Source organism: Bradyrhizobium sp. Mp27 (assembly GCF_029953005.1).
Classification (GTDB): domain Bacteria; phylum Pseudomonadota; class Alphaproteobacteria; order Rhizobiales; family Xanthobacteraceae; genus Bradyrhizobium; species Bradyrhizobium barranii.
This window is the reverse complement of the sequence record NZ_JASAUS010000110.1, coordinates 16299-28986: the sequence shown is the minus strand read 5'-3', so window position 1 is coordinate 28986 and position 12688 is coordinate 16299. Positions and strand designations below refer to the sequence as shown.

At 64.0% G+C, this 12688-nt stretch carries 16 protein-coding genes; 10 read left to right on the top strand and 6 right to left on the bottom strand.

From position 1 onward, the window contains the following. Nucleotides 1-438: 438 nt before the first annotated feature. The gene (locus QJT78_RS36715; protein ID WP_028150050.1) at nucleotides 439-648 is read left to right on the top strand and encodes a hypothetical protein; all 210 of its coding nucleotides are present in this window, start codon (nucleotides 439-441) and stop codon (nucleotides 646-648) included. Between the two features lie 119 nt (nucleotides 649-767). On the opposite strand, the gene QJT78_RS36710 is transcribed toward QJT78_RS36715, so the two are convergent. Then, nucleotides 768-1475: a GntR family transcriptional regulator gene (locus QJT78_RS36710; RefSeq protein ID WP_038945488.1), complete on the bottom strand. Its 708-nt coding sequence runs from the start codon at nucleotides 1473-1475 to the stop codon at nucleotides 768-770. 268 nt (nucleotides 1476-1743) lie between these two features. Between QJT78_RS36710 and QJT78_RS36705 the strand changes: the two genes are divergently transcribed. The 6 genes from QJT78_RS36705 (at nucleotide 1744) to QJT78_RS36680 (ending at nucleotide 7328) form a co-directional block, all read left to right on the top strand. After that, nucleotides 1744-2730 (top strand): ABC transporter ATP-binding protein, encoded by a 987-nt coding sequence (locus QJT78_RS36705; protein WP_028150048.1) that lies wholly within the window; start codon nucleotides 1744-1746, stop codon nucleotides 2728-2730. A 42-nt stretch (nucleotides 2731-2772) separates the two neighbouring features. After that, nucleotides 2773-4062, top strand: a complete 1290-nt coding sequence (locus QJT78_RS36700) for an extracellular solute-binding protein (protein ID WP_028150047.1) — start codon at nucleotides 2773-2775, stop codon at nucleotides 4060-4062. Between the two features lie 4 nt (nucleotides 4063-4066). Continuing rightward, nucleotides 4067-5026 (top strand): ABC transporter permease, encoded by a 960-nt coding sequence (locus QJT78_RS36695; protein WP_038945489.1) that lies wholly within the window; start codon nucleotides 4067-4069, stop codon nucleotides 5024-5026. A 3-nt stretch (nucleotides 5027-5029) separates the two neighbouring features. Further along, nucleotides 5030-5908 carry an ABC transporter permease gene (locus QJT78_RS36690; RefSeq protein WP_014494293.1) on the top strand — a complete coding sequence of 293 codons (879 nt, stop codon included), beginning with the start codon at nucleotides 5030-5032 and terminating at the stop codon, nucleotides 5906-5908. Nucleotides 5909-5928: 20 nt separating this feature from the next. Continuing rightward, entirely contained in the window at nucleotides 5929-6660 is a 732-nt protein-coding gene (locus QJT78_RS36685) for an aspartate/glutamate racemase family protein (protein WP_028150045.1), read from the top strand. 176 nt (nucleotides 6661-6836) lie between these two features. Continuing rightward, nucleotides 6837-7328 carry a hypothetical protein gene (locus QJT78_RS36680; protein WP_028150044.1) on the top strand — a complete coding sequence of 164 codons (492 nt, stop codon included), beginning with the start codon at nucleotides 6837-6839 and terminating at the stop codon, nucleotides 7326-7328. A 221-nt stretch (nucleotides 7329-7549) separates the two neighbouring features. Here QJT78_RS36680 and QJT78_RS36675 read toward each other — a convergent pair whose 3' ends face one another. Together QJT78_RS36675 and QJT78_RS36670 are read right to left on the bottom strand one after the other, a co-directional pair. Further along, complete coding sequence (locus QJT78_RS36675; RefSeq protein ID WP_038976276.1) at nucleotides 7550-7933, bottom strand: hypothetical protein; 384 nt, start codon at nucleotides 7931-7933, stop codon at nucleotides 7550-7552. A gap of 102 nt (nucleotides 7934-8035) precedes the next feature. Then, the gene (locus tag QJT78_RS36670) at nucleotides 8036-8332 is read right to left on the bottom strand and encodes a hypothetical protein (protein ID WP_028150042.1); all 297 of its coding nucleotides are present in this window, start codon (nucleotides 8330-8332) and stop codon (nucleotides 8036-8038) included. A 159-nt stretch (nucleotides 8333-8491) separates the two neighbouring features. Here QJT78_RS36670 and QJT78_RS36665 point away from each other — a divergent pair, with 159 nt between their 5' ends. Further along, nucleotides 8492-8656 carry a hypothetical protein gene (locus QJT78_RS36665; protein ID WP_193375925.1) on the top strand — a complete coding sequence of 55 codons (165 nt, stop codon included), beginning with the start codon at nucleotides 8492-8494 and terminating at the stop codon, nucleotides 8654-8656. Between the two features lie 80 nt (nucleotides 8657-8736). Here QJT78_RS36665 and QJT78_RS36660 read toward each other — a convergent pair whose 3' ends face one another. Beyond that, entirely contained in the window at nucleotides 8737-9267 is a 531-nt protein-coding gene (locus QJT78_RS36660; RefSeq protein ID WP_028150041.1) for a gamma carbonic anhydrase family protein, read from the bottom strand. Nucleotides 9268-9374: 107 nt separating this feature from the next. Next, nucleotides 9375-9704: a hypothetical protein gene (locus tag QJT78_RS36655; RefSeq protein WP_014494286.1), complete on the bottom strand. Its 330-nt coding sequence runs from the start codon at nucleotides 9702-9704 to the stop codon at nucleotides 9375-9377. A gap of 223 nt (nucleotides 9705-9927) precedes the next feature. Between QJT78_RS36655 and QJT78_RS36650 the strand changes: the two genes are divergently transcribed. After that, entirely contained in the window at nucleotides 9928-10635 is a 708-nt protein-coding gene (locus QJT78_RS36650) for a hypothetical protein (protein ID WP_028150040.1), read from the top strand. A 179-nt stretch (nucleotides 10636-10814) separates the two neighbouring features. Further along, nucleotides 10815-11231 carry a PaaI family thioesterase gene (locus tag QJT78_RS36645; protein WP_028150039.1) on the top strand — a complete coding sequence of 139 codons (417 nt, stop codon included), beginning with the start codon at nucleotides 10815-10817 and terminating at the stop codon, nucleotides 11229-11231. Between the two features lie 80 nt (nucleotides 11232-11311). Here the strand turns inward: QJT78_RS36645 and QJT78_RS36640 are convergent, their stop codons facing one another. Beyond that, nucleotides 11312-12613 (bottom strand): hypothetical protein, encoded by a 1302-nt coding sequence (locus tag QJT78_RS36640; protein WP_049807536.1) that lies wholly within the window; start codon nucleotides 12611-12613, stop codon nucleotides 11312-11314. Nucleotides 12614-12688: the final 75 nt, after the last annotated feature.

Below are 12688 nucleotides of genomic sequence, written 5' to 3'. Positions count from 1 at the left end.
GCCGAAAGTCATCGCCGGTGTAAAGTTCATCGACGGAATCGAAGTCATTCCGAACACTGAAAGCCACGCCGCCTGATCAGGCCGCGTCACCCAAAATCAGCCATAGCTCATGCCGACCCGCTCCAGAACTCAACCGTGTAAGGGTAAGTTGATGCCTACAGTTCGCCAGAGTCAATTTGCAACCATAAGGAGATTATGCAATTCAGCCATACGACTCCCACGGAGATGCATCGCAACAGGCTCTAGGCAGGAAATTTAGGAAATTTAGTAAGCGCAGCTGTCTCACTTGCATGGAAATCAAATAACGCCACCTCGAAAAGTTTATGATCAACGCCAGATTGCAACCGGCGTATTCAGGAGTACGATAGTGCCGGCCTGCTCGACCGGGAAACAAGCAACAGGGACGGCCAACGCAGGCGCGACATAACGAGGCGTAGCATGGTGGCACAAACGAGTGACGGACATGTCCTGCTGGTCAAGAAGCTCGGTGGACTTCTCGCAATCATCGCCGGATGCCTGCTGACCGCAGTGGGCGTGACCTTCGAGTCCGGCGGCACGACTTTCCTCGGCGTTCTCTTCCTGATAGTTGGCGCGATCCTGCTCGTGCTAAAGATCATGAAGCGCAACGAAGGATCTTCGCTGCCATAAGCAAACGATGCGGTTCGCTAGTGCCAATTCCGTTCCGACTGCATCGGAACGGAACGGTAGATTTTGGTCTTGACGCGTTTTCCTTACGCGAACCGGTATCCACTTCGCTCGAAAACGCTCTACGCGCCCAGCACGTCGGCGAGCCGCAGCTCGTCGGCGGCGGGGTCCTTCAAGAACAGCTCGGCCTCGATCTCGTCCAGATGCGACAGCATCTGCACGCGCGCAGCCTGCTTGTCGCGCTTGCGGATCGCGGCGACGATGCCGGCGTGATGATCGGTGCCGCAGGCCGGCGTGTCGTGGCGGCGGTAGAGCAGGATGATGAGCGAGGAGCGCGCGATCAGCTCTTTCAGGAAGCCGAGATAGATGCTGTGCCCGCTCATCTCGGCGACGAGACGATGAAACTCGCCGGAGAGCCGGACCGAGGCGTGCGCATCACCGCGCAGCTCCGCCTCGCGCTCCTCGGCGAGATGCTGCTGGAGGCGATCGATCCAGGCCGGTGACACCGCATCGATCGCGTGATCGACGATGGTCGGCTCGATCAGGCGGCGCGCCTCGAACACTTCACGGGCATCGCCCGGCGTCGGCCGCGCGACGAAGGCGCCGCGGTTCTTCTCGATGTTGACAATGCCTTCATGCGCAAGCTGCTGGAGCGCCGTGCGGACCAGCGTGCGGCTCGCGCCGTAGATCTCGCCGATCTCGTCCTCGCCGAGCTTCGTACCGGGCAGCAGGCGATGCTCGAGGATCGCGGCGGTCACCCCCTCCCTGATACGGCTGACGCGATCGCTCGCATCAGGCGCGTCGGATTTCGTGCGAGTCTTGGCGGCCATCGGTTCGAAGGGTTGGGTGTGAGGGCTCGATCGGCGACGTTCGGCCTTGAATGTTAGTCGACGACCTGTATCCAATCACAGGCGAAAGTTTATACAATCCGCGCCCGTTTTGTGTGCAGCGAGGCAGACGGGTGCCGGGACGGCCGAAGGCGGCAGATTTGATCTAACGACCTGACTCTGCTGCACAGTTCTGGAATTCAGCCGGCCAAGGGCGGTTGGCACGGACCTTGCGGAGAGACGGGAGCATCGCCCCTCCCTCGGACACGCCATGGCCACTCCCGCCGCTCTCGAACTGGTCGCCGTCACCAAGCGCTACGACACGACGCTGGCGGTCGACACCGTCAATTTGAAGATCCCGGCCGGGACCTATTGCTGCCTGCTCGGCCCCTCCGGCTGCGGCAAGACCTCGACCTTGCGGATGATCGCGGGCCATGAGGCGGTCAGCAAAGGCGACATCATTCTCGGTGCGCAGAACGTGACCGACCTCGAACCCGCCAAGCGCGGCACGGCGATGATGTTCCAGTCCTACGCGCTGTTTCCGCATCTGACCGTGCTCGACAACGTGGCGTTTGCCCTCAAAATGCGCGGCGTCGACCGCGCGACCAGGCACAAGCGCGCCGGCGAATTGCTCGAGCTGGTGGCGATGACGCCCTATGCGGGCCGGCTCCCGGCCCAACTCTCCGGCGGCCAGCAGCAGCGCGTGGCGCTGGCTCGCGCACTGATCACCGAGCCACAGATCCTGCTGCTCGACGAGCCGCTCTCAGCGCTCGATCCGTTCCTGCGGGTGAGGATGCGCGGCGAGTTGAAGCGCCTTCAGCGCGAGCTCGGCATCAGCTTCATCCAGGTCACCCACGGCCAGGAAGAAGCGATGGCGCTCGCCGACCACATCGTGGTGATGAACCAGGGCAGGATCGAACAGCAGGGCACCGCGCGCGAGATCTTCCACCATCCCCGCACCGAATTCGTCGCCCGCTTCATCGGCGGCCACAACGTCCTCAGCGACGCCGGAAACCTCATCGCCGTGCGCGCCGATCAGCTCGGCATCGCGCCGTTCGCCGAGGGCGCGTTCGGCGCGCCGGCGCTGCTGACCCAGACCGAGTACCAGGGCTCCTACATCGCCGTCTCGCTCACGCTCGACGACGGCACCGCCCTGTTCTCCCACCTCCCCGAGGCCGCCTTCGACGTCCACCCGTTCCGACCGGGCGACCGCGTGCTGGCCACCTGGGATCCCGCCAAGGCGCAACGCCTGCAATAGCGCCGATCGATCACTGGAATGCGCAACAGAGGAGTGACTGATATGACCGAGACCACCAGGACGAAGGGCGTCAGCCGCCGCACGCTGCTCAAGGGCACCGCAGGTCTCGCGGGCCTCGCCGCCGGCTCCGGCGCCATCACCGGCTTCCCCTATGTGAAATCGGCCGATGCGAAGGTGCTGCGCTATCTCGGCACCGCCGTGAACGAGGGCGACGACATCTCCAAGCAGTGCCTCAAGGACACCGGCATCAAGATCGAATACATCACCGCGACCACCGACGACGTCACCAAGCGCGTGATGACCCAGCCCAACTCCTTCGACGTGCTCGACACCGAATATTTCTCGCTGAAGAAGATCGTGCCGTCGGGCAACATCCTTGCCCTCGACGCCAAGAAGATCAAGGAATTCGACAACATCACGCCGGTCTTCACCAAGGGCGAGACGCCCGGCGGCAAGAAGATCGGCGGCCAGGGCACGGCGCCCTGGAAGGTGCTCTATCTCGAAGGCAAGGACTCCAAGAAGTTCGCGACGTCGGCGACCGAGTTCGTCACGCTGATCCCGACCGTCTACAACGCCGACACGCTCGGCATTCGTCCCGACCTGATCAAGCGGCCGATCAGCTCGTGGTCGGAGCTGCTCAATCCCGAATTCAAGGGCAAGGCCTCGATCCTCAACATCCCCTCGATCGGCATCATGGATGCCGCGATGGTCGTAGAAGCCACCGGCAAGTACAAATATGCCGACAAGGGCAACATGACCAAGGAAGAGATCGATCTCACCATGAAGGTGATGACCGAAGCCAAGAAGGCCGGCCAGTTCCGCGCCTTCTGGAAGGACTTCAACGAGAGCGTCAACCTGATGGCGTCAGGCGAGACCGTGATCCAGTCGATGTGGTCGCCGGCGGTGACGAAGGTGCGTTCGATGGGCATCCCCTGCACCTTCCAGCCGCTCAAGGAAGGCTATCGCTCCTGGGCCTCGGGCTTCTGCGTCTCCAAGGGCGTGTCCGGTGCGAAGCTCGAATGGGCCTATGAGTTCGTGAACTGGTTCCTGTCCGGCTATGCCGGCGCCTATCTCAACCGCCAGGGCTACTACTCCGCCGTGCTCTCCACCGCCAAGGCGCATATGGAGCCCTACGAGTGGGCGTATTGGATGGAAGGCAAGCCGGCCGAGAAGGACATCAAGGCGCCCGACGGCTCGCTGCTCGAGAAGGCCGGCGCGGTGCGCGACGGCGGCTCCTACGAGGACCGCATGGGCGGCGTCGCCTGCTGGAACGCCGTGATGGACGAGAACGACTACATGGTCCGCAAGTGGAACGAGTTCATCGCGGCCTAACGTGATGGACACGTCAGAGGACATCCTGCAACAGGCGTCCCCGGGATTGATCCCGGGGTCGGGCACGGCGCGCGCCGCGAAAGCGACGCGCCTGTCGCCCTCCTTCATCTCCTGGCTCCAGGCCGGGCCGATGATGCTGGTGTTTCTCGCCTTCTTCCTGATCCCTCTGGTCTTCGTCGTCATCGTCTCGTTCTGGGACTACAACGAATACCAGCTGCTGCCGGCGTTCTCCGGCCGCGGCTACACCGACACGTTCGAGGGCTGCATCGCGCAGCTCCCCGATCTCTGCACCATCGCCAAGACCTACCTGAAGACGCTGAAGCTGTGCTTCCTGGTCTGGGTCATCACGCTCTTCATCGGCTTCTGGGTCGCCTATTTCCTCGCCTTCCACGTCAAGTCCAAGACCTGGCAGATGGGACTGTCGCTGCTCTGCACGATCCCGTTCTGGACCTCCAACGTGATCCGCATGATCGCCTGGATCCCGCTGCTCGGGCGCAACGGCCTCGTGAACTCCGGACTGGTCAAGAGTGGATTGATCAACCATCCGCTGGAATGGCTGCTTTTCTCCGAATTCTCCGTGGTGCTGGCGCTGGTGCACCTCTTCACCTTCTTCATGGTGGTGCCGATCTTCAATTCGATGGTGCGCATCGACAAGTCGCTGATCGAGGCGGCCTATGATGCCGGCGCCACCGGCTTCCAGACGCTGGTCAACGTCATCATCCCGCTCTCCAAGCCCGGCATCGTGATCGGCTCGATCTTCGTCATCACCATCGTGATGGGCGACTTCATCACCATCGGCGTGATGGGCGGCCAGCAGATCGCCGCCGCCGGCAAGATCATCGAGACGCGGGTGAACGCGTTGCAATTCCCGGCTGCCGCCGCGAACGCCGTGATCCTGCTCATCATCACCTTCCTGATCATCACCATGATGTCGCGCATCGTCGACATCAAGAAGGAGCTCTAGAGCATGAAGGAAGGACGCCCGCGCTCGTTCTACGTGCTCGCGATCTTCTTCGCGGCCTATGTGCTGTTTCTCTACGGCCCGATGATCGCGATCTACGTTCTCTCGTTCCAGGGCCCGCAGGGCGGCCTCACCTTCCCGATGAACGGCGTGTCGACCTTCTGGATCGCAAAACTGTTCCAGGGCACCGGCATCGTCGATCTCGGCGCGGCCTTCCGACGCTCGCTGCTGCTTGGCCTGATCGTGATGGTTGTGACCGTCGTTCTGTCGGTCGCCGCCGGCATGGCCTTCCGCCGCAAGTTCAAGGCGCAGGGCATTCTATTTTACTCGGCGATCGCGAGCCTGATCGTGCCCTCGATCATCACCTCGCTCGGCATCTCGCTTGAATTCCGCATCATCGACGATCTGATCAAGGCGCACTGGAACGAGAACTTTGAAACCTCGATGGGCCTGCTCACCTCGGGTCTCGGTGCGCATCTGACCTGGACGCTGCCGTTCGGCCTGCTCATCATGTTCGCGATCTTCAACCGCTTCGATCCCAGGCTCGAGGAAGCCGCGCGCGATCTCGGTGCGACGCCGTGGCAGGCCTTCCGTCATGTCGTGCTGCCGATCATCCTGCCCTCCGTGATCGGCATCGGCCTGTTCGGCTTCACGCTGTCCTGGGACGAGCTCGCCCGCTCCAGCCAGGCGATCGGGGCGGTGAACACGCTGCCGCTCGATCTCCAGGGCCTCACCACCACCGTGACGAACCCCGACATCTATGCGCTCGGCACCGTGATCTCGGCGGTGTCCTTCACCGTGATCGCCCTTGCACTCGGCACCATCCACATGCTCAACAAACGGCAGGCGGCCAAGGGCTCGGATGCCGGCCAAGGGCTTGTCTGACAAGGGGCTTGTCTGAACTGATGCGGCTGCACGTCGTCAATCCCAACACCACCGCGTCGATGACGGCGAAGATCGCCGCTGCAGCACGCAGCGTCGCCCTGCCCGACACATTGATCGATGCGCGCCAGCCCGCGATGGGCCCGGTCTCGATCGAGGGCTTTTACGACGAAGCCTTCGCCGTGCCCGGCATGCTCGGCTGCATCCGCGACGCCGACCGCGATGGCGCCGACGCCCACATCATCGCCTGCTTCGACGACACCGGCCTCGACGCCGCGCGTGCCGCCGCGAAAGCGCCGGTGATCGGCATCGGGGAAGCCGGCTTCCACATGGCGAGCCTGATCGCGGCGCGCTTTGCCGTGGTGACGACGCTCGGTGTCTCGATCGTGCCGATCGAGCATAATTTGCGGAAATACGGCCTCGCCGAGCGCTGCGCTCGCGTCCGTGCCGCCGAGGTCCCGGTGCTCGCGCTCGAGGAGCGCAATGCTGATGCTCTCGGCAAGATCTCCGTCGAGATCACCGCCGCGGTCCGCGACGATCGGGCGGAAGCCATCGTGCTCGGCTGCGCCGGCATGGCTGACCTCGCCGCCGAGCTCGCCGCCACACATGGCCTGCCCGTGGTCGACGGCGTCGCCGCGGCGGTCACGCTAGCAGAATCACTGGTGCGGCTGGGACTGAAAACCTCCCGGCTCGGGCCCTATGCAGCGCCGCGCTCGAAGACCTATTTGGGGCCGTTTTCGCCGTTCCAGCCTTGATCTCGGCTCTTTTGGGGACCTTCACGGGCCCCAAGACCAACTGATTGCTGGGTTTTTGCCGTTAGCCTCTTTTTGGTCCCATTTGTTGCTGAATGGTAACACTTTCGGGACGTCCCGGCGACCTCTGGTTGCCGCACTTCGCCACTCACCAAGTTTCAATTTGGGTTTTGTCAGCGATGATCGATCTCGCCCAGGACAAGCCGTCCAACCCCCTCCTTCGCCTTGGCGCCCAGCCGATTGCGCTGACCGCCGCAGCCCTCCTGCTCCTCATCGCCGGCGTGACCTCGATTGCGATCTGGCGCGCCTATACCGGTGCAACTCCTGAGACCGACCGGGTGGTGGCGTCGCGGCAGCTCCAGGCCCGCACGGCCCAGGCATCCGAGCAACTCGTCGAGAAGACCAAGGGTCTGGAGGCGACCCAACAGGAATCGATCGACCAGCTCCAGGTCGTGCAGGACCAGCTCCAGACGGTGAAGAAGCTGCTCGCATTCCAGCAGGCCGACACCAAGCGACTGTCCGAGCAGGTCACGACGCTGAACGAGTCCATCGACAGCCTTCGGCAGTCCTTTGCCAGCGCCCGGGCCACGGAGGCGGAGGCACCCTCGGTCACCCGCAGGAAACCGTCTCGCCGTGCCCACGCCAGTGCCCGCAAGCGCTCGCGCGGTTAGCCGGGTCAGGGTTTGCGACTTAAATTTTTCCACATGTGAACTGGATCACATTCCCCCGTATGATTCCGCGCCATGCTGGCGGTTACCGGATGGCGTGAGCCGATTTCAATGTCCGGGGCTGGCAAGGTCGTTGACGGTATACTGCGTCAACGGCCTTGTTCTTTAGTGGGTCCAGTCTTTTGGTAGATCTGGCTTCCTAGTCTGGCTGAGCCTCGTGGCCGCTACTCGCAGACATCCACGCGGCGGACACGCCAGCCGGACGGCGTCATGACACGCTTCCGCGCGACATAGCAGCCACCATAACCGCCATCGTCGTAGCCGGTACCATAGTAATAGGGATCGCCGTAGTAGGGGTAACCGTAGCCGTAATAGCCGCCATAGTAGCCGGCGCCGGCGAGACCTGCCCCGATCGCCACTCCGGGCCAGAAGCCGCCGCCACGCCAGTGGCCGCCATGGCCCCAGCCGCCACCATGGCCCCAGCCGCCGCCGCCGTGGCCCCAGCCGCCGCCACCATGACCGAAACCGCCCCGCGCCTCGGCCGCCTGCGGCGCCGACAAGCCGACTGCCGCGACGGCCAGCGCCGCCATCATCATCTTGCGTAACATCACTCGATCCTCCGCGTGGAGACGTTCCACGCTCAAAGCGGGACCAAGCTACCGTCAGCCGCGCCTTCCTGACAGCCTCACTGTCTCACTTCCACGCGAGCATCAGCAGCCGCGGCAGATGCCCTTCATCTTCTTGTCCAGCAGCTTGTTCTCGGCATTGACGGCGGCATCGGGAGACCCGCTTGTGGCCGCGCCGGTGGTGCCCCCGCGGGAGGCGCCGGACGATTGCGCCGTACCGAGGCTGTTGGTGCCGGGCGGCGGCGCCGGGGAGTTGGCGACGCCTCCCGTCGATCCGCTCGCGGCGCCGGTCGTTTGCGCGAACGACACCGCCGGCATCGCGGCGAGACTGAGGATCACGATCAAGATCTTGATTGAAGTGTTTGCAGGCGACGGGGCCATCGGGAATGCTCCTTTGGCTGTCAACGGTCGCGTCCAAGACGCGTTCCGGAACAAATCCCGTCACATCAGCTTGAAAGCGAGGATGGAGGCGCGATCAGCGCAAACAAGGACCCTGCCAAGCGGGGCTGCGCGTTCCAAAGTCAGAAAGGCCAAATCACGATGACCGATCGCGATCCTTTTGCAGAGGGCGAACGCGCCGCGCGCGAAAACATCCCGGCCGAAGCCAATCCCTACTCGGACGGCAGCGATGAGCATGCGCTGTGGTCGGCGGGCCACGAGAAGGTCGCAGCCGCGATCGAAGCACGTGAATCCGAAGGAAGCTGATGCGCGGCGCGAGCGGACCGCTATGCGGCGGCCATGCATATATCCGTGGTGCGCGGACCGGAGGCGGCCCACGGCCATTCTCAGCCGATCCGCTTCAGGCCTTTCTTGAAGCGCGGGCCGTTGGCCACGTAGAACCTCGCGGCACTCCCCATCTTCTGCACCTGGGCGTCGTCGAGCGTGCGGATCACGCGCGCGGGCGAGCCGATGATCAGGGAACGTTCAGGAAATTCCTTGCCCTCGGTGATGACCGAGCCCGCGCCGACGATGCTGTTGCGGCCGATCTTCGCGCCGTTCATCACGATCGAGCCCATGCCGACGAGCGCGCCCTCCTCGATCGTGCAGCCGTGCAGGATGACGTTGTGGCCGACGGTGCAGTTCTTGCCGATGACCAGGGGAAAGCCGAGGTCGGTGTGGCAGGTCGAGCCATCCTGCACATTGGCGCCCTCGCCGATCTCGATCCACTCATTGTCGCCGCGCAGCACGGCGCCGAACCAGACGCTCGCACCCGGCTTCAGGCGCACGCGGCCGATCACGGTCGCGGTCTCGGCGATGAAGTAATTCCCGTCGGCTGGAAGATCGGGTGCCTGTCCGTCGAGCTCGTAGATCGCCATGGGGTTCTCCTGTCGCGTCAACCCCAGCCATAGCGAAACGGCGACGCTGAGGCAAAGGGCCGCCGAGCGTCCCTGGGGAACGCCGAGCGTCCCGGGCAACGGAAGCGTCAGACCAGAACGCCGGCGGCGCGCAGCGTCATCAGGAAGAAGGTGCCGCTCATCATGCTCCAGAAGCCGGCGATGACGGTCGCCATCATCACGAATTCGACGCGGCGGCTTTCCACCCGCATGCCGCGCAACGTGTTGCGCATGATGATGAAGGGCGCCGCGAACACCAGGAACGGAACCGCGGCAAACGTCTTCGGCGCCACGCCGTCCTGCAACAGGCCGAACCCTGCCGGCCGCTGCGCAAACGCCTGGTATCCGTTCACGAGCGCGCCCGCGAGTGCGAAACCGATGCAGATCGAGAACAGGGAATTGAAGGCTTCAGGTGTCATCGGAACGGTCCGCCCTTACGCAACGCCGGAGCCTTCCTGTGACAAAGAGTGCCGGTTAACGCTACATTATCCTTAAGGGAAGGTTAACGGCGGGGACCGATCCACGCAGGGCCCTCCCCCGTCCCGGCGGCCAGGAACGCTCCGCGAATTCGCCGCCGCATGGCATATTCGCCGCTGATTCGTCGGCCACCGGCCGACTTCCCGGTTCGACTTGCGCAAGCTCATGACGATGTTTTCGGCAGCTCCCCTCAGGTCCTCCAGGACGCACCCTCGGGCGCATGTCGTCCCGATCGTGCTCGGCGGCACTGCGGCGCTGGGCGCAGTGGCGCTCGTCGCCTATTTGCTGTGGCCGACCTGGGGCTCGGGCGGCGCGAATGCGCCGGACCGGCTGCCGGTGAGCGTCGGCGGCACGCTGTTCAACGTTCCCACGACCGCGATCCGGATGAAGATCCAGCGGCACTCCGGGCCGCAGGAGCGCATCGATCTCGACTTCCTCTACCCTTCGCTTGAGCCGCCGGGTGCGCCGAAACATGTCACCGCCGACACCGTGGAAGAGGCGATGCAACCGATCGACCGTGTCTTCCTGTCGATCGCGGCGCATCACGATGCGCTAGCGCCGGAGCAGCGAACAGCCACGATCTATCCGCGCTATCTCGACCAGACCGCGACCAGTGCGGCGGACGGCCTGACGATGCGGATGTTCCGCGCCGACACGCCCTATGGCAGCGAGGACTTCTATTCCGCCGCAAGCCCCGCGCTGACCGCACGCTGCACGCGCGATGCCGCCACGCCCGGCATGTGCCTCTCCGAACGCCGTGTCGGCGGCGCCGATCTCACCTTCCGCTTTCCGCGGAGCTGGCTGTCGCAATGGCGCGATGTCGCGGAAGCGCTGGATCGGCTGTCAGCGCAGCTGCGCGGGCCAAAGGGATGAGCGCGGATTTCCGCTCTGCCGCGAGTTCGGCTGGCCGGACGGACTGGAGCCTCCAACGAAAAATATCGAAACAACCCCATGCACAGTAGCCAGGCATCGGTCGCGACTTCGTCTTTTTCGAAGTCCAACTTGACGCGTCGGGCAACACAGGAGCAGAATGGCATCATGGGGAGGTCGATTTGAATGATGCGGCAATACATCTCCCACCCGGCGCCCAGTTGCTTGGACGCGAATGGCTGGGGTTTGACGAGACAGGCCAAATCGCTCTGATCCGCTTCCAGGCTCAGCCGTCCTTCACCAACAGGCATGGGACGATCCAGGGCGGCTTTCTGGCCGCGATGCTGGACTCCGCCACTGGAATTGCCGCGCTGGCGGCGCTCACTCCCGATCTCACGGTCGTGACGCAGAATCTCGATACGCGCTTTTTGAAGCCTGCCGGCGTTGGGCCGATCACGGCACGGGCGCGGGTGGTGGAGCGGACGGATCGTGCCATCATCGTGCAGGCCGACCTCGTCGACATCAAGGGCATCACGGTCGCCGACGCCACGGCGCGGCTGCGGATTCTCAGGAAAAAGACCGATCCTGAGGGCACGTAGCGTTCCTGTCGATATGCGGTCGAGGGGTGGAGGCGCCCGGGGCAGAACTGCCCCGGGCGCCACGTCGGCCGCATGCTGGATCAATCGACAAAGGATGGAATGGGATGGGCGTTAGCCAGATCCCTCAGCCCGCGAAGCCGCACGGGATCGACGGAAGCACTTGGGCCGGCACGCAAGATCTCGGCGACTACGTGGCCGAGCGTCCTCGTCTCGGCTACGTCGAAGCCGCGGATCGTCAATGCGACGCTGCCGAACCGGAAGGCGGTACGCGGCTCTCCAGCTTGCCCCGGCGCACGCATGGCATTGCCGATGACACCATAAGCACCGAGCCCCGTCACCAATTCCGGCTGCGTCCAGCTTTCGCCGGTGTAGGCCATGATCATGTGCGAGTCCGTGCCTCCGGTGTAGAGCTCGATGCCACCCTCCTCCAGGCCCGCAGCGAAAGCCTTCGCATTCGCGACGACGTCACGCATCAGCTGCGCGAAGGCCGGGCGGGTAATCATCTCCATCTGCACGGCCCGCGCCGCGATCATGTTCGAAGCGGCCGGCCCTTGCAGGCCGGGATAGACAGCGGCGTCGATGGCAGCGCCGAAGCGCTCCTTGGCGAAGACAAAGGCGCCGTTGCGCGGTCCGCACAAGGTCTTCTGCGTCGAGCTCGTGGAGACGTCGGAGAAGGGAACGGGATTGGCATGGAGGCCGGCCGCGATCAGCCCCGCGACATGGGCAATGTCGGTGAAGAGCAGCGCACCGACCTCGTCGGCAATGGTCTTCAATCCAGCAAAGTCGATCTCGCGCGGATAGGAGGACGGGCCGGCGAGCAGAACATGCGGCCTTATCTTGCGTGCGAGGTCGCGGGCCTGGTCGAGATCGACCGCGCCAGTTCGAGTCACGCCGAATGAAACTACCTCGCGGTTCGCGCCCGTGATATGGCGCATGGCGCCGTGGCTGACATGACCGCCGGCGAGCTCGTCGAAGGTCAGCAGCCGCGCGCCTTCGGGAGGCAGGATCGCGCGCAGGACGGCGACGTTGGCAATGGTTGAAGACAGCGCCTGCACATTGACGTATTCGGCGCCGAAGATCGCCTTCGCCCTGTTGATTGCGAGGTTCTCGATCGCGTCGAGTTCTTCGCAATTGGCGACGCTCCGCCGGCCGGGCAGTCCCATCGGCGCTCGGTTGACGAGATGGGTCCCCTCGATCTGCCGCAGGCCGAGTGGCGCATAGGAGGCGGAAGCGATCATGTTGAGGGACAGCGCCTCCCTCTTCCGGTCCTGATCGATCAGCGCGACGACGTCAGAGCCGGCCTGATGGGCATCAGCACCAAAAAGGCTGTGCCAGTTGACGTCGGTCGAATGGGCCTGAGCTGCGCCCGTCGCAAGTGACATGTGTCATCCTCTTCTAGGTGGTCGGAATTCTGCGCTCTTTCTGCGCGGCTCTAAAGCGCGATGAGATTTGATTGA

Excerpts from the sequence above, each read along its gene's own strand:
- QJT78_RS36715 (WP_028150050.1), top strand. The coding sequence starts at position 439 with ATGGTGGCACAAACGAGTGACGGACATGTCCTGCTGGTCAAGAAGCTC.
- QJT78_RS36710 (WP_038945488.1), bottom strand. The coding sequence starts at position 1,475 with ATGGCCGCCAAGACTCGCACGAAATCCGACGCGCCTGATGCGAGCGAT.
- QJT78_RS36705 (WP_028150048.1), top strand. The coding sequence starts at position 1,744 with ATGGCCACTCCCGCCGCTCTCGAACTGGTCGCCGTCACCAAGCGCTAC.
- QJT78_RS36700 (WP_028150047.1), top strand. The coding sequence starts at position 2,773 with ATGACCGAGACCACCAGGACGAAGGGCGTCAGCCGCCGCACGCTGCTC.
- QJT78_RS36695 (WP_038945489.1), top strand. The coding sequence starts at position 4,067 with ATGGACACGTCAGAGGACATCCTGCAACAGGCGTCCCCGGGATTGATC.
- QJT78_RS36690 (WP_014494293.1), top strand. The coding sequence starts at position 5,030 with ATGAAGGAAGGACGCCCGCGCTCGTTCTACGTGCTCGCGATCTTCTTC.
- QJT78_RS36685 (WP_028150045.1), top strand. The coding sequence starts at position 5,929 with ATGCGGCTGCACGTCGTCAATCCCAACACCACCGCGTCGATGACGGCG.
- QJT78_RS36680 (WP_028150044.1), top strand. The coding sequence starts at position 6,837 with ATGATCGATCTCGCCCAGGACAAGCCGTCCAACCCCCTCCTTCGCCTT.
- QJT78_RS36675 (WP_038976276.1), bottom strand. The coding sequence starts at position 7,933 with ATGTTACGCAAGATGATGATGGCGGCGCTGGCCGTCGCGGCAGTCGGC.
- QJT78_RS36670 (WP_028150042.1), bottom strand. The coding sequence starts at position 8,332 with ATGGCCCCGTCGCCTGCAAACACTTCAATCAAGATCTTGATCGTGATC.
- QJT78_RS36665 (WP_193375925.1), top strand. The coding sequence starts at position 8,492 with ATGACCGATCGCGATCCTTTTGCAGAGGGCGAACGCGCCGCGCGCGAA.
- QJT78_RS36660 (WP_028150041.1), bottom strand. The coding sequence starts at position 9,267 with ATGGCGATCTACGAGCTCGACGGACAGGCACCCGATCTTCCAGCCGAC.
- QJT78_RS36655 (WP_014494286.1), bottom strand. The coding sequence starts at position 9,704 with ATGACACCTGAAGCCTTCAATTCCCTGTTCTCGATCTGCATCGGTTTC.
- QJT78_RS36650 (WP_028150040.1), top strand. The coding sequence starts at position 9,928 with ATGACGATGTTTTCGGCAGCTCCCCTCAGGTCCTCCAGGACGCACCCT.
- QJT78_RS36640 (WP_049807536.1), bottom strand. The coding sequence starts at position 12,613 with ATGTCACTTGCGACGGGCGCAGCTCAGGCCCATTCGACCGACGTCAAC.